Annotated in this window: 21 protein-coding genes and 1 pseudogene; 8 read left to right on the top strand and 14 right to left on the bottom strand. The window is 37.2% G+C overall.

The window, feature by feature from the left end; all coding sequences use genetic code 11:
* Positions 1–122: 122 nt before the first annotated feature.
* The 3 genes from pabB to JN080_RS09520 form a co-directional block, all read right to left on the bottom strand.
* Positions 123–1,883, bottom strand: coding sequence for an aminodeoxychorismate synthase component I (pabB, locus tag JN080_RS09530; RefSeq protein WP_256235725.1), 1,761 nt, complete (start codon positions 1,881–1,883; stop codon positions 123–125).
* Between the two features lie 54 nt (positions 1,884–1,937).
* Positions 1,938–2,585 (bottom strand): DUF7379 domain-containing protein, encoded by a 648-nt coding sequence (locus JN080_RS09525; RefSeq protein WP_256235751.1) that lies wholly within the window; start codon positions 2,583–2,585, stop codon positions 1,938–1,940.
* Positions 2,586–2,864: 279 nt separating this feature from the next.
* Entirely contained in the window at positions 2,865–3,158 is a 294-nt protein-coding gene (locus tag JN080_RS09520; protein WP_256235724.1) for a HesB/YadR/YfhF family protein, read from the bottom strand.
* 246 nt (positions 3,159–3,404) lie between these two features.
* On the opposite strand from JN080_RS09520, the gene JN080_RS09515 reads away from it, so the two are divergent.
* The 5 genes from JN080_RS09515 (at position 3,405) to JN080_RS09495 (ending at position 8,535) form a co-directional block, all read left to right on the top strand.
* On the top strand, positions 3,405–3,740 hold the full coding sequence (locus tag JN080_RS09515; RefSeq protein ID WP_256235723.1) for a hypothetical protein: 336 nt from the start codon (positions 3,405–3,407) through the stop codon (positions 3,738–3,740).
* A 270-nt stretch (positions 3,741–4,010) separates the two neighbouring features.
* Positions 4,011–5,570 carry a spore germination protein gene (locus JN080_RS09510; protein ID WP_256235722.1) on the top strand — a complete coding sequence of 520 codons (1,560 nt, stop codon included), beginning with the start codon at positions 4,011–4,013 and terminating at the stop codon, positions 5,568–5,570.
* A 23-nt stretch (positions 5,571–5,593) separates the two neighbouring features.
* Positions 5,594–6,682 (top strand): GerAB/ArcD/ProY family transporter, encoded by a 1,089-nt coding sequence (locus tag JN080_RS09505; RefSeq protein ID WP_256235721.1) that lies wholly within the window; start codon positions 5,594–5,596, stop codon positions 6,680–6,682.
* On the top strand, positions 6,679–7,746 hold the full coding sequence (locus tag JN080_RS09500) for a Ger(x)C family spore germination protein (protein WP_256235720.1): 1,068 nt from the start codon (positions 6,679–6,681) through the stop codon (positions 7,744–7,746). The genes JN080_RS09505 and JN080_RS09500 overlap by 4 nt, the downstream gene beginning before the upstream one ends.
* Before the next feature lie 141 nt (positions 7,747–7,887).
* Positions 7,888–8,535, top strand: coding sequence for a TVP38/TMEM64 family protein (locus tag JN080_RS09495; protein WP_375141621.1), 648 nt, complete (start codon positions 7,888–7,890; stop codon positions 8,533–8,535).
* A 145-nt stretch (positions 8,536–8,680) separates the two neighbouring features.
* On the opposite strand, the gene JN080_RS09490 is transcribed toward JN080_RS09495, so the two are convergent.
* The gene (locus JN080_RS09490; RefSeq protein ID WP_256235718.1) at positions 8,681–8,857 is read right to left on the bottom strand and encodes a hypothetical protein; all 177 of its coding nucleotides are present in this window, start codon (positions 8,855–8,857) and stop codon (positions 8,681–8,683) included.
* A gap of 38 nt (positions 8,858–8,895) precedes the next feature.
* On the opposite strand from JN080_RS09490, the gene JN080_RS09485 reads away from it, so the two are divergent.
* Complete coding sequence (locus JN080_RS09485) at positions 8,896–9,066, top strand: efflux RND transporter permease subunit (RefSeq protein ID WP_256235717.1); 171 nt, start codon at positions 8,896–8,898, stop codon at positions 9,064–9,066.
* A gap of 702 nt (positions 9,067–9,768) precedes the next feature.
* Here JN080_RS09485 and JN080_RS09480 read toward each other — a convergent pair.
* From JN080_RS09480 to cls, 3 genes are all read right to left on the bottom strand, one after another.
* A complete protein-coding gene (locus JN080_RS09480; protein ID WP_256235716.1) occupies positions 9,769–9,924 on the bottom strand; it encodes a hypothetical protein in 156 nt (51 codons plus the stop codon).
* A 117-nt stretch (positions 9,925–10,041) separates the two neighbouring features.
* On the bottom strand, positions 10,042–11,079 hold the full coding sequence (locus tag JN080_RS09475; protein WP_256235750.1) for an LLM class flavin-dependent oxidoreductase: 1,038 nt from the start codon (positions 11,077–11,079) through the stop codon (positions 10,042–10,044).
* Between the two features lie 217 nt (positions 11,080–11,296).
* On the bottom strand, positions 11,297–12,481 hold the full coding sequence (cls, locus tag JN080_RS09470) for a cardiolipin synthase (RefSeq protein ID WP_256235715.1): 1,185 nt from the start codon (positions 12,479–12,481) through the stop codon (positions 11,297–11,299).
* A gap of 228 nt (positions 12,482–12,709) precedes the next feature.
* Here cls and JN080_RS09465 point away from each other — a divergent pair, with 228 nt between their 5' ends.
* Positions 12,710–13,561, top strand: a complete 852-nt coding sequence (locus JN080_RS09465; protein WP_256235714.1) for a metallophosphoesterase — start codon at positions 12,710–12,712, stop codon at positions 13,559–13,561.
* A gap of 63 nt (positions 13,562–13,624) precedes the next feature.
* Here the strand turns inward: JN080_RS09465 and JN080_RS09460 are convergent, their stop codons facing one another.
* Positions 13,625–14,194, bottom strand: a complete 570-nt coding sequence (locus JN080_RS09460) for a YkoP family protein (RefSeq protein ID WP_256235713.1) — start codon at positions 14,192–14,194, stop codon at positions 13,625–13,627.
* A gap of 140 nt (positions 14,195–14,334) precedes the next feature.
* On the opposite strand from JN080_RS09460, the pseudogene JN080_RS29630 reads away from it, so the two are divergent.
* Positions 14,335–14,601, top strand: a pseudogene (locus tag JN080_RS29630) (DoxX family membrane protein); the annotation flags it as partial.
* Positions 14,602–14,755: 154 nt separating this feature from the next.
* On the opposite strand, the gene JN080_RS09450 reads toward JN080_RS29630, so the two are convergent.
* The 6 genes from JN080_RS09450 to cobA all read right to left on the bottom strand — a co-directional run bounded on the left by JN080_RS09450 (position 14,756) and on the right by cobA (position 19,275).
* Positions 14,756–15,574, bottom strand: coding sequence for a HoxN/HupN/NixA family nickel/cobalt transporter (locus tag JN080_RS09450; protein ID WP_256235712.1), 819 nt, complete (start codon positions 15,572–15,574; stop codon positions 14,756–14,758).
* A 110-nt stretch (positions 15,575–15,684) separates the two neighbouring features.
* A complete protein-coding gene (bluB, locus tag JN080_RS09445; RefSeq protein WP_256235711.1) occupies positions 15,685–16,326 on the bottom strand; it encodes a 5,6-dimethylbenzimidazole synthase in 642 nt (213 codons plus the stop codon).
* 68 nt (positions 16,327–16,394) lie between these two features.
* Positions 16,395–17,291 (bottom strand): GHMP family kinase ATP-binding protein, encoded by an 897-nt coding sequence (locus JN080_RS09440; RefSeq protein ID WP_256235710.1) that lies wholly within the window; start codon positions 17,289–17,291, stop codon positions 16,395–16,397.
* A 63-nt stretch (positions 17,292–17,354) separates the two neighbouring features.
* Positions 17,355–17,912 (bottom strand): cob(I)yrinic acid a,c-diamide adenosyltransferase, encoded by a 558-nt coding sequence (gene cobO / locus JN080_RS09435; RefSeq protein ID WP_256235709.1) that lies wholly within the window; start codon positions 17,910–17,912, stop codon positions 17,355–17,357.
* Positions 17,913–17,927: 15 nt separating this feature from the next.
* Positions 17,928–18,497, bottom strand: a complete 570-nt coding sequence (locus tag JN080_RS09430) for a nitroreductase family protein (protein ID WP_256235708.1) — start codon at positions 18,495–18,497, stop codon at positions 17,928–17,930.
* A 1-nt stretch (position 18,498) separates the two neighbouring features.
* Complete coding sequence (gene cobA, locus JN080_RS09425; protein WP_256235706.1) at positions 18,499–19,275, bottom strand: uroporphyrinogen-III C-methyltransferase; 777 nt, start codon at positions 19,273–19,275, stop codon at positions 18,499–18,501.
* Between the last annotated feature and the right edge of the window lie 2 nt (positions 19,276–19,277).

The raw sequence follows: 19,277 nt of genomic DNA, 5'->3' as shown, positions 1-19,277 counted from the left end.
TTGTTTTCCTCCTTTTGTTTATGCTTTTATCTTACTGCCTTTATTAATCTGAAGAATTGACCTCCATCAACTTTTTGAAAAATGGCCCTAATGAATCTCTTGACAGAAAAAAACGAACAGAATCACTGCCCGCCAAATTGAACTTCTATCCATTTTCGTACACTATTGATAAACCATATTTTCGTGCTATTCTTTAAGTCAGCAACAGTGACTATTTTTTCATGAATTTTTTCTTGTTTCATTAACACTTCACGAAATGTGCCTGCTAGCAATCCACTTTGTACAGGCGGTGTCCACAAGATACCGTCTATTTCCACAACGATGTTTCCGTTCGTAAATTCAGTTACTTCTCCATCTTCGTTCCAAAGCAAAACATCAAATACATCAGGAAACTTTCTTTGGAATCGATTGTATATTTCTCTATTTGTTGTTTTGTGGTATAGGAATAAATTGTTCTTTTCAAGTGGTTCGTCAGCAAGTATAACCTTTATGGGTGTGTTTAGTTGGGTAATTGGTTGTCCTTCTATGATCATTTCTCCATTTTTTTCTAAAAGAAAACGAACCTTTAACATACCAAAGTGATTTTGAAACGCAAAATCGCTTAATGTTTTGATGACATACTCTGAATCAAATGAGAAACCAAAGTATTTTGCTGAGCTTTCAAGACGATTGAGGTGTTCCTCCATTAAGAAATATTCTCCCCCAGTTAAAAGCAGGCTCTCCAATAATTGAAATTCTGGGCGATTCTCCTCAAGGACACTAGTCTTGGTAAGGATTTCTTGATATTCACCTTCAGTTGTAGAATCCCAAGTAATTCCTCCCCCAACACCATATATTGCTTTACCAGACTGCTGCTCAATGACAACCGTTCTGATCGGCACATTAAAGATGGCTTCTTTATTTGGAGTTATATAACCAATGGCCCCGCAATATACTTCTCGTGGTGTTGTTTCTAAATCAGCAATGATGTCCATCGTGCTAATCTTTGGGGCACCCGTAATGGATCCACAAGGAAAAAGGGCTTTAAAAATATCAATAAGCTGTGTATCTTCTTTAATCTGGGCTGTAATCGTCGAGGTCATTTGATGAACGGTTGGATAATGTTCAATTTCAAATAGCTTCGGAACGTTCACTGTTCCAGGTTGAGCAAGCATGCCTAAGTCATTTCGAAGTAAATCGACGATCATTACATTTTCAGCACGATTTTTTTCGGAATGATAAAGCCATTGAGACTTAGCTATATCTTCCTCAAGTGATTTTCCTCTTTCCGTTGTCCCTTTCATCGGTCGGGTCGTAATCGTGTTTTTTTCTAAGTGAAAGAACAATTCAGGCGACGCAGATAAAATACTATGTTCTCCTGTATTGATATATGCACAGTAATTAGCCGCTTGTGCTCTTCTAAGCCTTCCAAAAAAAGTAATATCATCACCTTGAAATTGAGAGTGAAGTTGAACTGTATAATTGGTCTGATATGTAATACCATTTTCGATTGATTGTTTAATAGACTTAATAGATGCCTGGTACTCATCCATACTAACAGATGGACTCCATTTCGCAATTGAATAAGCACCATTGCTGTAGAGTGATCCGTGTTCTGGTCCTTCAAAGATGCCAAACCATAAAATCGGCATTACGTTTCCTGTTTTGACCCTGTATGCAGAATCAAATGCAGGAGCGCATTCGTATGTGAGAAATCCTGCTGCAAAATTGCCGTCGTTGATGGCATTCTGAACAAGTTCTAGGCTTGGCAGCACATCTTCTAATGCATTGCAAGCAATCACCTTCAGTGGATTTCTAAATATAAGTGGGGTAATCTCACCTTTCAATGAAGCGAATTCAAATGATAAGAGTGGGCCTTGTTGAATTATTTTTTTTGTTTCCATCTTTTCTATTCCTTTTCGATCATGTATTTTGATTACAGTAACTTTCTAGAAAGCTTAGTTTTCCTCAACTTTATTCAATCTATGGAATTCTCCTGTTTTCAGAAAGACATCTATCCATTTCGCTGTTTCCGATTGATGATGGATTTCGTTGTGTCCATAGGGTAATGTGATAAAATCTTTTAATTCTGGGTAATAAACAGACTTCAGCTCGACACGTCCGTCGTTTTCATCATCAATCAAATTTCCTAATAACAAGTTCTTTTTATTTCCACCAATCGCTGCAACTTCTATATTAGAATCAGATGCAAAATTCGTCTGTTCAATGTATTCGTAGTTAAGCGATTTGAGTGTTTTATAAATTTTTCCAATTGGCTTTAGATTTACAGCGATCTTTGCCAATTTACTTCCCCGATTAGGTGTCGCTATAAGTACACATCTTCCTATCTTAGAAGCATATCTCGTCTCAGTAATAAGCTTCCTTATGACTAATCCCCCTGTGCTATGACCGACAAAATGAACCTTTTCGTCTTTTGCTAACTTCATTTTAACTAGTTCTTCTAAAATTCCATCCAAAATGAATGCGGAATAGTCAAACTCTTTAAAAGTCAACGGCAGTTTTGGGGCGATACACTTATATCCTAATGCCTCCAAGTTACGTTCCAACGGTTTCATATCTGTTGGATTCTTACTAAATCCATGGATTAAAATTACCTTGATTTTATTTCACTCCTATACTTGCTTGCACCTATATACTTTATTTTATCATTTAATTGGTTTAGGCATATGACCTTAATATTACAGATGTGAAGACCTTTTTGTAAAATTAGAAAAAAGCCTTTCACTCCATTAAAAGGCTCTTTTCTAATGCTTGGATCTATTCCATTATTAGAGAATTTATTTTAAAATCTTGGTTAGGTATTAAAGCCTTAAAAACATACTAACCTAACGAAAGGATAATGAATGCTTCCTAATGAAAAATGTTCAAGGCTTGATATAGTTAAACTCTAATTCATCAGCTTGTTCATTGTATTCTACTGATAAATCGTGGCCATCAAAATACCATAAATCAGTTTCTTCAACAAAGAATAGTATCCCATCCAATTCAGTACTTGCAATTATATTTATTGGATCTTCCTTTGAAAATCCGAGGGAATAACTTTGTTGAACTGGACTAGAGCCATAAAATTGAGTATAAAATTTAACGTTGTCTCCTTTTCCCACACCCATTTCATCCTTAAACCATTTTAAGGCTTGGATACTTATTGTTATCTTCATAATGGTCGCTCCTCTGCTGTCAATATTTATAATAGCTCAAACAAAACAAGTTTAGTATACCACATAGATTTCCAAAATCATGTAAATCTTCTTTTCGTTTAGGAAGTTGCATATAGTGGTTAGTAAAGAATTAAAAGCAGAGTGAACCTTCACCATTTCATTCCACAATTAAATGCAGCCTTATGTTGATTTATTATATGGAATTAATAAATGTTCAACAATCAGTAAAGGATGTGTGGGAACAAAATGGATTTTAATACTTTTATCAGATTATATCAAGAATTTTTAAATGAAAGTGCGCAAAAGGGATGGATTGTCGAGGTCCTCGTCGAAGAATTCGGAAATTATCTCGCAGCCATAAAAAATCCGGAAGGAATTGAAGTGCAATTCTATATTGAGTTGGACTTAGAAAATTGTATACACCTTAGTGGTACAACTAATCAAAGTAAGCTGGATTATGGCGTTATTAGGCAGGAAGGAGATGGAGATTTATTTGCGAAAGAAGTATTGGAGGCATTCCACCAATATTGGGAAAAACATTCAACAAAACGGAAATCGACCTTTATTCTCTATAAACGATGAAAAATGTTAAGATTCAAACACTTAAGTCCAATCTTCTTTTTTATACTCCTTTCCCCTAAAAGGTTTTCCAATCCAATGGCCTCAATGATCTTTTCTCTTCAACATCTAACTATGCTACCCCATTTGTATCCGAAAATGACATACGATGAACCCCGCCATTTGTGCGGGTTTTTCTTTTTTCATAAAATAAAAATTTCACACTCCTTTTATAAGGGATAATCCTGCCAATTCCGGTAAAAATAAACGAAAACATTTGAAATGGTGCGAAAAATGGATAATTTTTTCAAACAAAAAGAACGTAAGCATAAGAAAACTAACCCGGAAAATCAACAAAAAGATCAACATAGCAAGCAGGAAAAAAGTGAACAAAAAAACAATCATGTTGAAGACTGGGAAAAAGAACTTTCACAATCAACAGACTTTAAAAAAACTTTCTATGTAAATCAAATGTCTGGCAAAAAATTCTATTTTTCTTTTTTTATCTCACTGGTTGAAGAAAAGGTGCTGGACAATAATGCCCTTCCCCCTTTACTTGAGGGAGAGTTTCATAAAATAACCGACGTTAAAAAGCTGCTTCCGGTAGCTGATGTAGAGCTGTCGAGCAACCCAGAGGATATCCCTAAAAAGCTGCTGGGCGGAAATGTCCTGCTAACGCTTGAAGGAGAACCAAGTAAATTTGCCTTTATCTCCTCGCACAAAGAAATTGTCCGAGCGGTATCGGCCCCGGAAATTGAATTCAGCGTAGTTGGTCCAAAAGAAGCATTTGTCGAAGCCATCTGGCAAAACATGAACATGATCCGCAAGCGTTTACCTGTTAAGGAATTAATAGCGGAAGAATTCAGCGTAGGAAAACTATCAAAAACAAAGGTAGCGGTCCTCTATATCGATGGAATCACAAACAAGGAAATTATCAATACTGTTAAGCAGCGGATTAGCGATATTGAAAAGGATGAAATCGCTGACAGTTCATTTTTTACGCAGTTGATCTCAGATAACGGGAATTCTCCTTTTCCGCAGCTGCTTGATACAGAAAGACCAGACCGGGTGACATCCAGCCTTTCTGAAGGAAAAGTTGTGATTTTAGTGGACGGCTCGCCCCAAGCCTTAATCGGACCAACCTCTTTGACAGAGTTTTTTAACTCATTTGAAGATTATTTTCTTAACTGGATTCTTGCTTCTTTTATCAGATTAATACGTTTATTTTCCGTTACTTTTTCGATTATGATCACACCTCTTTATGTTGCGTTGGTGAGTTACCACTATCAACTAATACCAAAGGACTTATTAGTTACGTTAGTTACCTCAAGGCGTGTTGTCCCTTTCCCGCCTATTCTTGAAGTATTGTTTTTGGAAGTAACAATCGAACTATTAAGGGAAGCAGGAGCAAGACTTCCTACTAAGGTTGGCCAGACAATCGGTATTGTGGGCGGTATTGTCTTAGGAACCGCTTCAGTTGAAGCGGGGCTTACGAGCAATGTTCTATTAATTTTTATTGCCCTTTCTGCTCTTGCCTCCTTCACAACACCTGTATACCAAATGAGCAATACGATCCGAATCTTGCGTTTTCCGTTTCTTTTCATGGCAGAATTATGGGGATTGCTTGGGATCACCATCGCTTTTTGCTTTTTACTAACCCATCTGCTGCGGCTTACCTCGCTGGGCTTTCCATTTATGGAACCAATCTTCCCGCTAAGAGTTCGAGACTTTAAGGATGCCCTCTTTCGGCTCCCATTTAAAAGTCAGGCCAACCGTCCACAGTTTCTCAGAACCAATGACCCCGGCCGGTTTAGCAAGGAAAAGGCCCAGAAAAAGAAAGACATTGATGAATAATCACGGAAGGCAGGGAAGTAAAAATGCAGGGAGCCGTTCAGGAGAGATTCCAAGTATCACCATTTATGGCCGCGTATGTGATCGTTTCCATGCAGATAGGAATTGGTGTCCTCGGTTTTCAGCGAATCATTGCCAAAGATGCCGGATATGATGCCTGGATTTCGGTTATTAGCGCAGGATTAACAACCAACATCCTTGTCTGGATGATGTATAAAATCTGCAAAGCTGTAGATGGAGATGTGATGTACGCCAATGTTTATCTGTTTGGAAAAATAATTGGAAACAGCATAAATACCGTGTTTATATTCTATTTTATCCTGGCTGGTTCAGCGGCGCTTAGCGGTCTGATTGAAATTATTCGTACATGGATGTTTCTTGATTTCAGTCCGTTTTGGTTTGCGATCGTCTATTTACTTTTAGGGATTTATATTGTCTTTGGAGGATTCAGGACAGTTGCGGGAATTTCCTTTTTTGGAATTATCATTCCCTCCTATTTAGTGTTTTCCTTCGGATTTGCATTAAGGTATGCGGATTTTACCAATTTGCTTCCTATAATCGACCATACCTTTATCGAAATGATAAAAAGTGGGTACAATATGTCATTTAGTTATCTTGGCTTTGGCACATTATTATTTTTTTATCCTTTTATTAAGAAACCTGAGCAATCAAAAAAATGGGTTCATATCGGGCTTTTGTCAACCACCTTTTTTTATACAGGCTTGGCCGTTATTAGCTTTGCCTATTTCCCGGCCGGTTTGCTTGATCGATCGATTTGGCCAACATTGGAAATGTGGAAAATTGTCAGGCTTCCGATTGCTGAAAGGTTCGAGTATTTGGGTATTGCGAATTGGACCATCATCATTCTCCCCAATGTCGCAATTTCACTATGGGTTGCCAGTCGGGTCGCCAAACGTGTTTATCATGTCAGTCAAAAAAAAGCAGTCCTTTTCATTGCATTGCTATGCCTGATTATCGTGGTACAAATATCTACGCGCGAACGAATGAATCTTCTATTTAACCTAGACTCAAAATTTGGCTTTACTTTAGGTTATGTTTATACTCCCATTCTCTATTTAGCATTGCTCATTAAAAAGAAGGTGAAATCAAAGTGAAGAATGTTCCCTTCATCCTGCCTTTACTTATTTGCACTATATTGTTTGCTGGATGCGTGCAAAAAAATGTGATTGATGATGTAAATATTGCAACGGGTGTCGGTGTTGATAAAAGCGGTGATCAAATGCTTGCAAGTATCATGATCCCCGTATTTAAACCGGACAAGTCATTTGGAAATTTCACCTTTACCGCCAAAGGAAATGTCATTAGAGATTTGCTATCCGAAATGCAGAAAAAAGCTTCCCAGCCGATTGTCGGCGGAAGTCTGGATCTTGCTTTTTTTGGAGAAGATGTTGCACGTGAGGGAATCATTAAAATACTTGACGTCTTCCTTCGTGATCCAAGTGTTGGCTCAAGGGTTCAATTAGCTGTAGTGGATGGAAAAGCAAATGATATTTTTGAAGGTAAATATGGAGACCGTGGCAATGCCGCATACCTTACACAGTTAATTAAACATAATATGAAAGGAGAAAATTTGCCTTTAACCAACCTTCATCGCTTTTTGGCTACTTTTTACCAAAAAGGGCAGGATCCTTATTTGCCTCTGCTCAAGAAGATTAATTCTCATTTAGTTACCATAACTGGGATAGCCCTCTTCAAGGATGAAAAAGTGGTTGACATTCTCAGCGAGAACAAAATGTTTTATTTCAAGCTCCTTGTCGACAAACACACCATGGGTTCAGTAGAGGTAAAGGATAAGCATGGAGAATCCACTGTAAAAAGCATTAAATCAAAGAATAAAATCAGACTGACAAAAAGGAATCCCTATGAATTTGCAGTTACAATTAAAATAAATGGGTTTCTAACCGAGCATCAAGACAGGACCCTTAAAAAGGGCGAGATCCATAAAATCGAGAAACAACTGGAAAAACAAGTTGCCCAAGAATGTACGAAAATGATTAAGGATTTTCAAAAAAAAGAAATTGACCCGGTCGGCTTTGGCCATATTGCCAAAACCAGAACACGAAATTTTGATTTTAACAAATGGCAGGAGAGCTATAAAAGTGCTCAATTTAAGGTTACCGCAGATGTCAAAATCATTGAGTTTGGGGTTGTCGAGTGAAATTATGACCACGTAAACAGAGCAATGCAGCCATTGCTCATTTTGTCTGCCATTTAAAAATATACTACCCTCGGGGAAAAAATTATAATATTATGGCTAAAAATTTTTCAAAAAGATTTATAATAGAACTATGAAAAACTAATGAGGTGCAAGCTTTTGAAAAAAATCGTCAGTATTCTTATCGTCCTCTCAATCATCCTCATTGGATTTACCCAAAAAGATGGCCTTATTCAAGTAATTAAACAAGATGGTACAAATGCGGTTCTAATCAGTACGCTGTTAGCTGCTATTTGTGTGTTCTTTCCTATTGTTCCTTTTACGGTTCTAGCAGGAATGATTGGGGCATTGTTTGGAGCAACCAAAGGGTTATTTATTTCATATTCCGGAGCGATGATCGGAACGATATTATTCTTTTTTATTTGTAGATATGGATTCAAAGATTGGGCACAGAAAACCTTGCAGAAATATCCAAAAGTACAAGAATATGAGGAACTTCTAAATCGAAAGTCATTCATAACGATTTTAATAGCAAGGTTAATTCCAGTCCTTCCTGCCCCCGTCTTCAATTCAGCCTGTGGGTTAAGTAAAGTTGATTGGAAAATATTCTTTTTCGCTTCTGCAGTTGGAAAAGTTCCAAACATTTTTATTATTTCCTTTGCTGGTGCAAACCTCATTCACAACAAATGGTTCTCAATAAGCTTATATGGAATTTATATTCTTATTATCTCGATGATCACCATCTTTATCATTTCTAAAAAAATGCCTAAAGCAATTCTAGAAAAGAAATAACATTAAAAAGAAGTAATGTAGAAGGAGCTACTTGCAGTATAAAAAACTACTAAGCTGTTCATGGTCTCCATATTCTCAAAGTGCCCAAAAATAGGACGTAGGCCTGCGCAGCAAAATTTCCACTCATCATTATCGCTTTGTTTGTCTAAATACAGCAGTAAGGCTCCTGCCATGTTTCACGCGGTTCACCGCTTGCAAACTCCGCTTGAAGTGCATCTAGAGAGGATAAACACTTTCCGGAGAAGACGTCAGTCCATTTTTTTACTGCGTCAATACTGTATAAAGCCGCTATTTCTTTATCAACGTTAATAAAATTCTTCATAATCTCCTTCATTGGCAAAAGTACCTATTTGTCCATAAATGTCACTTGGTCTTTCAGAAGGCGCCCTTCTTTCCCAATCATTAGCGATTGTTGTAATTGGCGGGCTGACAACATCAACCTTCTTGACACTGATTGTTGTTCCTGTTGTGTACGAAATCATCTATCGCAAACAACGGAAAAATGAACAAGTACTGAATAAAATCTCATAATAGTAGAAGCGGGCGAAATGTCGCCCGCTTCTTTTTTAAATATTAAACTTAGATTTACTATTTTTGTTCTGGTTTTCTTAGTATAAATAATGTAAAAATAATAATAAAAATACAGCCACCGATTCCAAATAATAATGTCAACATGAAAGTCATCCCCTTTTCATAAAAACTATTAACTGATAACGATGAAGTAAGAAACAGCAGTTCTTATATTCAAAAAAAGTTACTACTATTACTATATTTATAAATTCATACATTTATAATATCGTGATCGAAGGGTTTTAAATGTTAATTTTCTTTTGCATACTATTAAGATTACATTAAGAGAAGTCCTATTGTGACTTTGATTTGTTACAAATAACGGAATGGGGTATACGTAATGAATGAGGATCTATATTCTCCATTTGAGTGGAAATATCTGAAAGCTGATCTGAAGTTCTGTCCAAGATATGGTCATGCATTTGTATTAGAAGATCTACACATTGAAAACCAACGGCAGTTACTATTTCACCATTGTAAATTTGTTTTATATTGGATCCAAAAGTAGTAGTCAAAGCCCTAAAGAAAGTTTTGCTTTTAAAAAAATGAGGAGCCTGGCAAAGACAATTTGGATGTAAAGATAAAAAAGCTCCAGTGGACTCATTGCCTGGAGCTTTGCTTATTTTATGTTTTTTACCCAGCTGCAAGTGATTATTTTCCTGTCTAGTCCCTTTCTGCCGTAATATCTTGATATGGCATGATTCTTTTTTTTGCCATTTCATAGCTTATATGTTCAGTATCCTTCAAAAAGCGGCGGATTGATTCTTCCGGATAGCCATACTCCCGCAGCAATTGAGTTAGATTTTCTGTATTTTCCATCTAAAACCTCCTCAGAAATATAAGCACCAGTTTTCAAATTCTAGTTTTCCGCATTCTGCATATTTTATGTTCACTTTTACTTATTGAAAAAATAAGCGCTCGCAGCAATTAGGATGTTTATTTACTCGTTTCCTGACGTATGACTGGTGCTACTTCTGTTGCTAATCGTTCAATGTTTTCGGCAACCTTTTTAAATGGCATACCGCCAATGTCTATTTGGGCGATAAAGCGCTGATGACCAAAAAGCTCATATTGATGAAGTATTTTTTCAATGATTTGCTGCGAACTTCCAACAAATAATGCTGTTTCGGGCGCTGACAAACGTTCAAAATCTTCTCTCGACATCTGGGTACTCATTCCACGTTGACGATTAAGGTAGCGCCAGTAATTTGAATAATAAGGATAGAATTCGTCTTTTGCCTGCTGAGTCGTTGCAGAAATATAAGCATGTCCCGTAACAGCAATCTGTAAATTTGCAGGATCATGACCAGCTTGTTCAGCCTCTTTGCGGTATACATCAGCAAGTGGTTTAAAGCGGATTGGATCTCCTCCCAATATAACCAAGGTTAAACCCAAACCTAACCTGCCTGCTCGGGCTGCACTTGAAGGGGTACCACCAACTCCTACCCATATTGGAATACTTTTTTGTACTGGACGCGGGGAAATTTCAGCATCCTGCAATGATGAACGAAACTCCCCTTCCCAACTAATTACCTTATTAGCATTCAATTCCTGGAAAAGCTCGATATTTTCTTCATATAATTCGTCGTAAAGATTGACATCATACCCAAACAAAGGGAAAGATTCTATAAAAGCCCCCCGCCCCGCAATAATCTCGGCTCGTCCATTTGATAAAAGATCAAGCGTGGCAAAATCCTCAAATAAGCGAACTGGATCAATCGTGTTTAAAACAGTGGTAGCACTTGTCAGCTTAATTCGTTTTGTGACTTGGGAAATCGCCGACAAAACGATCGGCGGTGCTGATACTGCATAGTCAAGCCGATGATGTTCTCCCACACCAAATACATCAAGCCCCGCGTCATCAGCCATTTTTGCAGCTTCGATAATCTCTTCAATCCGTTGTTTGGCAGTTACCGTTTTACCTGTATGAGGATCCGGTCCTAAATCTGCTAATGTATAAAGTCCAATTTCCATACCTTTATGTTCTTCTATATGAACATCCTTCAATTTGTACTCCTCCAACATTCCATTATAGATGCATTTCTCAAAATCAATTTCTTTTCAGAAGATAGTTATTTGCCTCATTTTAAGAATATTTTAATTAAAGATAAATATATTGTAGAGGTTTATCTTTTGAAAAACAAATAACAAGGCTTAGTGGTGTGGATAATAAAATGTTGAACTTCTTGAATTAAAGGTAATAAGAAATAACCGAAAATGCATGCTCCAAAAATCGATCCCATAAATTCAATTTTTCAAAATAGGACTCTGAAATACGCTTTGACCGTCGGAAATCTTTATCCAGCTGTTCTTGAATGTCAGCGAGAATGGGCCCATCATAAATAAAACAATTTGATTCATTATTAAGGTAAAAACTTCGAGAATCAAAATTAGCCGTCCCAAGATCAGCGAACTTTCCATCAATAACCATAACTTTCCCATGAAAAAAACCGTGTTGATACAAATAAATTTCCGCTCCATGCTTCAACAGTTCCCGTAAGGATGGATAAGCGGCTTGTTTCATGAAAAGTACATCACTTTCAATCGGTACCAAAATCTTTACAGATACCCCCCGTTTTCTCACTTGCAGCAATTTTTCTGTCATGTCCTTACCTGGTATAAAATACGGCGTGGCAATGACAAGTGACTTTTTTGCCTTCTCGATCTTTTCTTTATATTGCTCAGCCAAACCTTTGCCATCTGAAAATATATACTGATAACGAGTACTTCCTTTTTTCAAAGAGTTTGTATGAAAAGTGACCCTTTGGTCCGTATCTTTTTTCCAATCCTGCAAAAATTGCCTTTCCATGTCTTGTGCCCCATCACCGCTGATTCGAACATGGTAGTCCCTCCAATTTCCAATCTTCTTATCTTTTCCTAAATACTCTTTTCCCATGTTAAAGCCGCCTACGTAAATGATAGTACCGTCTAAATCAGCAATTCGACGATGATTACGATGTTGCAGCGTGTAAAAAAAGTAAGGCCAATTTGCTTTTCCACTGAAGGCAAACTGGACTCCAGCCTTTTGTAAGCTCTTTATCATAGATCTTGAAATTTTGTGACTACCGATTCGATCGGCCGACAGTTTTACTTCTACTCCTTGTTTTGCCTTATCCTTTAACAGTGTAAGAAATTTCTGGCTAATTGCATCTTTTTCGATGACATAAAAATGAATATATATATTTTTTTTGGCTTTCCGAATATCTGAAAAAAGAGCTTTATATAAATCACGTCCATCTGTATACAGCTGAAAGTCCCCGTTATGAATTCGGCTTTGTTTCGCTTTTTGTATCTCTTTTCTCCCTGCTTCTATATCTTGCCAAATCCATCCTATTAGTGAGAATATTACCAGGAATACAAATAATAATTTTTTCATTTTTTGTCACCAATCGTATGAAAGAAGAATTTTCCCCTTTCTTTCTTGCTGTTATTTTTCCTGTTCAAAGTGTTTCTATTCACTATTTTTCATAACAGCAAGTTACTACTTGTTTCTCTTCTAAAACAATAAAAGTATGGAAGATTGCTCCATGGGACTAATGCCATCTATTGCTTGTAAAGATGGCAGCCGTTTTCATGTATAATTTGAGTGAGGGAGTGTTTGAATTTGAAAATAATATTATTAATAATCATAGCAGTTTTCCTTTTTTATTTAATAAGAATGGCTTATAAAAACACGAAAGATATCGTGGTTAATAAAATAAAGATCAATGGAGGATTAACAAACCAATTTGGACCGAAATTAAATATTCTTCAACTGTCCGATTTACATCTTGAAAATATATCCATTTCTCCAATTGAACTCTATGAGAAGTTAAAAGACGAGCCAATTGATTTAATTGCTCTGACTGGAGATTTTCTCGACCATAAACGCACCATTCCAAAGCTTGTCCCCTATTTAAAAATACTAAATAAGTTAAAGGCAAAACAGGGTATCTATGCCGTTCTAGGTAACCATGACTATATGCTTCGCCATAGTAACTTACTAACATTAGTAGAAACACTTGAACGATATAACTGCAAAGTCTTGCAAAATGAAAATGACATGATTACTGTAGCGGGAAATCGAGTTAATATTATTGGCATCGATGACTTTAGCACAAAACGGAGCGACATGGAAGTTTCTTACGAGGGGATAAAACCAGGAACAAACCTTGTATTAACCCATGATCCAAATATTGTCCTTCACATGAAGAGGTACCATTTTGATTATTTATTGGCAGGCCATTTCCACGGGGGCCAAATCTGCTATCCAAAAGCTTATCACCTTTTAAAAATGGGTAGACTTGCAAGAATGAATATTATAAAAGGATTCCATATGCAGGATGGAAAACCTTTTTATATTAGTGAAGGTCTAGGCCAAACAGGTATAAATATACGTATTGGGAGCCGGCCTGAAATTACTCTCCATGAATTATCGTTAGTAACTGCAGAAAACAAATCACTTACAGCAATATAAGATGAAAAGCTGTTATCTTTTTAGCAGCTTTTATTTTTTTAAAGAAAATATGGTTTTTAATTATTATTCTTTATAATTCCTATACATTTTTGATAATTTATCTGTTGACATAAATAAATAAATAGGTTTTTGGTTCCTAAGTATTTGCCAAATTGTATTATTTGAACTCGAAAGAATTCTGATTGGCATAAAAGCAAACCATTTAAACCATTTGTAAATAGGATTGGATATGTCAATAATCTCAAAACCAAGCCGTTCACAGCCTTTATTTAACAGGGAAATACCTATGATTCCTTTTATCTCATGTGAATGAAAATAATTTCTAATATAATTTTCTAAGTCAGGTAAAGACTTTTGAACGTATCGGTATATAATTTTCGCTTTTTTAAGTTCACTTTCGATGTCCTTTAATTCTTTCAATAATCTTACATTATGAAGGTGAATCTTTATTAATTTATCCTGTTTGTTTATTTGTGTCCCATCAGAAAGGCAAACACTCCTTCCTTTATATTTTGTCAGTTTAATCCTAATAATATTGGCTTCAGTTCCTTTACAGGGAAGGTATGTAAGGTTTGAACAGAAATAGTAAATGGGATCGAGTAAACTCCAAATCGAAAGTACATATCCTCTCATTTTTTCGACTCCCTATTGTTTTTCCATATTTACTTTATTTTTTATTAAAATTTAAAATATTATTTGTGGAAAAATTCGCTTGTAATTTCGAATTAAAACCGGATCATAACGCGATATCCTATAAAGGTCCAGACGGCAGTATCGTCTATTCTACTTATGTTGGATTTTTACAACACTTTGCTCTTCCGAATGCACACCTTTTTAATACCATTGTTCCTTTAGGTGAATTCCTTGTTGGACTTGGTTTAATTCTTGGCTGCTTGACAACAGCTGCAACTTTCTTCGCGCTAGTAATGAACTTCTTTTACATAATGGCCGGTACAGTATCCACCAACCCGCTTTGTATATTACTTGGTGTCATCATTTTAGTTGCAGGCTTGAACGCAGGCCGAATTGGTTTAGACCGCTAGGTGATTCCATTTATTCGCAAAATGATTACAAAAGATCATTAAGCAACTTCAAAAATAAGTGTTTAAACGCAAAAGCACCTCAAACTTGAGAGACTTCAAGGCTAAGGTGCTTTTTACATGCTTCAATCTAAACTATTTTCCACAGAATTTATTATACTTTCTCCCGCTTCCCCAAGGATATGGACATACCAAGCTGTCTTTTTGCCCGAAAGCTTACAATTCCAAAACATAAAACTAATAACGTAAAAATGATAATTCCTACAATTTCAAAATCTAGTTCAGCCCATGGCAAGAAAAACGTAAATGCTTCATAAAAGGAAACGCCATATGCTAAAGCGACAATTACCCACCCCATTACTCTAGATGCAGATTGTCCTAATCGACTTGATTGGTTAATCATTCGATATGCTACGAAAGAATCAATGGTATCTGTTAGCATCATCCCAAACATGAATACGATCCCCAAAATAAACGGCATATAACTGCCTGAATTTCCTGCTGCGATTGCCCACATAGCCGTTTGGCTAACCGTATCTGCAGCCATTGCGAATAGTCCACCAATCAGAATAACTAAAAATGGATTGGTTGTCTCCTGTACAATCCGTGGTAGAAACTTCCCTTTGATTCCACTAATCTGGAAATCTCCGTTAGATGTTGATTTGATACGTAGAAGATTGTAGATATTTAATGTACCAATCAAAAAAAGTGAAATAATAGATATCCAAATTACAAGCGTATCAAAGTATTCTGGAAATTTAAAATTCTTAATGAAAACACCAAGAATGATGGCAACACTAGCTACAACCAGTCCATGTCCAAAAGAAAACAAAGTTCCAACCCATCGAGCAATTGGACTATTCAGACGCCAATTATAACGAGTTAAGCCATCAATACATGCCAGATGGTCAGCATCTAAACCATGCCTTAGCCCTAACACAAATACAAGAAGAATTAACGTAATATTTTCCATTAATGATATCCTTTCTCAAAAAAGCTGTTATTCTTCCTTCCCGAGGATGGTTCAACATATAAAAATGTGGATCAATCCTATCCATTAGTTCTGCTAATCATATTCCTATTTCATTGATTTCCCCATGTCTCGTGAAATATTAAATTTTGAAGAGTTCTCCTTTTTTCCCAATTGACTTGTTCTAGAATTGGCGAGGATGGGTATTCATCCGTATATCCGATCGAAATTAAGGCAACAGGATCGATATGTGGAGGGATTTGTAAAATATCTCTTACATCATTTTTCTTATAAAAACTAACCCATCCCATTGCTAACCCTTCCGCACATGTGGCAAGCCACATATTTTGGATCGCACAAGCTACAGAAAGAATATCTGTTTCCGGAATTGAATTCCTTCCTAATACATGCGATCCCCCACGTGTAGGATCACATGTTACACAGATGGTTAATGGTGCTTGTAAGATTCCCTCTATTTTCAAACTTAAAAAATGTGCTGACCGTTCTTCCTCATAGTGAATAGACAATGCTTTTCGTTCTTTTTCTGCCGCCCAGGCAAGTCGTTCTTTCAATTCAGTTGAGCTTACGATGATAAAGTTCCATGGCTGCATAAATCCTACTGATGGGGCATGATGGGCCGCTTGTAGAACTCGATCAATGATCTCGGGAGAAACAGGGGTAGGAAGAAAACTACGAACATCTCTCCTTTTATAAATCACATTGTAAACCGCTTCTTTTTCTTCATTATTAAACATTATATATTCGCCCCTCTGACATTTCTTTGGAACCTTGATTTTGACAAAATGAAACATGATTTGTTTGTTTATGTGATCAAGCTCATCGTATTACCATTCACTTTTTCATGGCTGCAGTAAACAAAAGGTTTTACGGCAAGATTCTTTACAATCATAGACATTTGTCTTGACACATGTAAAACAACCTCATTCCGATTAGGTATTTTCTTATCCAGTAAAATTCCCACCATAGTTCCACTGTGAGCGACAACAATGCCGCCCCGACACGCATGAGCTAATTTTTCAAATTCTTTAAAAAAAGGTTTGGGTAATATTTTTTGATTAATTCGTGCGCTAATCGTTGCTGCTTTACAAATCAAAGATAAATTCTTTTTCCTAAACCCTATTTTGACCCATTCATATGCTTCTAAAAAATGATCTTGATCGTGCCGATTATATGCTTTTTCATATTGATTAAATTCAATCGTATCTACCGCTCCACCCAGATCAATTCCAACTAAGATAACCGGCGGTAAGGTACCTAAGCTTTCAATAAGTTCCCCCTGAATATAGTCATAAGCAACAACCTCCTCATACATTACTCCATCTGTTGGTTCGATTTTAGCCGCTATTGTAGAGATTATTTCTTTTGTTAGCGGGAGTGAGTAACTATAAGCAATTGCTCTCAATGCCGCTACAATATCAGCTGAACTGCTCGCCATCCCTTTGCCAATTGGAATATTTGAACGAATGTCTAGAAAGCCACTACCTTTCAACCCAAACTGTTGAAATAGTAATTTGCCAGCTTTAATAGCCTTTACCTTCGAATCCACAGCCTTAATTTCAAGAGCGGTTGGGTCTGGGATAAAAATTGCCTCACTTCGCAAACTGGGTATTGGCAGCGTGATTAAAAAAGGACGTTCGCCTATTATCCCCTGCACAAGTTCTCCAAATGTTCCATTACAACTTCCCTTACCTATTTTCATCGTGAGAGCACCCATTCGACTATTTCATACACTCCACCATTCCATATTTTTCAGTGAATGCTCTTAAAATTCAATTCCCTTCACTGCAGGAATTCCTTCATTATAATAATGCTTTACCGGTTTCATTTCTGTTACTAAATCCGCGTAAGTGATTAGCTCCTCCTTAGCAGACCGGCCCGTAATGACTAGATGCATCTGCTCGGGGCGGTTTTTGATCAAATCAAGTACCTCCTTCAGCGGAAGAACATCATCAATGGGAAACTTCTCGATTGCCAGGGCATTATTCAGTTCATCTAAAATGACCACATCATATCCGCCCAAAAGCACCTTTTCTTTAGTTAAGGCCCAAGCTGTTTTTAATGCCTCACGGTGCTCCTCAGGCGTTTTAGTCCAGGTAAAACCAATACCTGTTTGATAGATTTCAATCCCCAATTTTTCAAAGGTAATTTTTTCTCCATACGTTCTTTGCGGAGATTTAATATATTGAATGACTAATACCCGTTTCCCTCGGCCGGCGGCACGAATGGCAAGACCAAGGGCAGCGGTTGTTTTCCCTTTTCCATCGCCTGTGTAGACTAATGTTAGGCCGCGCTGTTTTTTGCTTTCTATTAAATCTCCCATTCCATTACCTCTCCCTTACAGCCAGACTGTTTTTTCTTCAAATGACGTTCGAGCTGGCACTTTAATTTTTTTTAATGCTTCATTATCTGGATAACCGATAAACAGATTTCCGATTATTTTTTTGTTTTCTGGTGAACCGATAAACTCATACATTCGCTCATCATGAACAAGACCCACGCCCCTTGTCCGCCAAACCAACCCTAAGCCCAATTCTCTCGCCGCAAGCCACATCGAATAGATGGCACAACAAACGGCGTATTCATTATCACTAGACGCATCTTCATCCCCAGGAACCATGTCTGCTGTTACGACAATGTGAACTGGTGTGGTTTTCAGTACCTTTAATGAGCTATCTATTAAATGGGGTTTTGTTGGAAAGCGCTCCTGCAAATATTGGGTTGCCAGAATAACGTAGCGCTTTTTGGCTTCACCTTTTATTACATAAAAACTCCATGGTTCTCTCATCCGATCATTTGGCGCCCATGTGGCGGCTTCTAATAATTTTTTGATTTTTTCATCTTCGACATCTCTTTGAGCATAATCACGAATCGCTCTCCGATTTTTTATCTCAGCTATAATCGACATGTTATTCTCTCCCTATGCTCACTTCTTCTTTTTCTTGAAACCAACTTATTTTCCCCCTCATCCCTACGACATCGCCAACAAGGACAATGGCAGGATGGGATATACCCGCTTTAGCGGCTTGGTCTTCGATCGTTTTTAAGTTTCCTGTAATGGTCTTCTGCTTTTCTGTTGTCCCCCATTGAATAATCGCTGCTGGAGTATTGGGGTCTTTTCCATGCTCGATTAACCTAGTGCAAATATAGTTTAAATTTCCAATACCCATATAAAATGCAATCGTATCAATTCCCTGGGCAAGCGCTGACCAACTCAAATGATCTTCTTCCTTATCAGCACGGCTGTGGCCAGTAACGATGGCAAAGGAAGAAGCATAATCACGATGTGTAACAGGAATTCCCGCATAGGCAGGTGCAGCAATTCCCGATGTAATACCTGGCACAATTACATATGGAATACCATGCTCAGCTAATACTTCCGCTTCTTCACCACCACGTCCGAATACACAAGGATCACCACCTTTTAATCTGGTGACGGTCTTTCCCTTGGATGCTTTTTCGATTAAAAGCTCATGAATTTGTTCTTGAATAATTTGATGCTTTCCTGGGAGCTTTCCGCAAAAAATCAGCTCTGCACCCTCCTTTGCATATTTCAAAAGTTCGTCATTAATCAGGCGGTCATATAAAATAACATCCGCTTTTTGGATGCACTCCACCCCATAAATGGTGATAAGCTTTGGATCTCCCGGTCCTGCACCGACTAGGTACACTTTTCCTTTTGTCATCA

The organism is Bacillus sp. EB600 (assembly GCF_024494385.1).
In the GTDB taxonomy this organism is placed as follows: domain Bacteria; phylum Bacillota; class Bacilli; order Bacillales; family Cytobacillaceae; genus JAEVLT01.
This window is presented reverse-complemented; position numbering and strand designations above follow the sequence as displayed.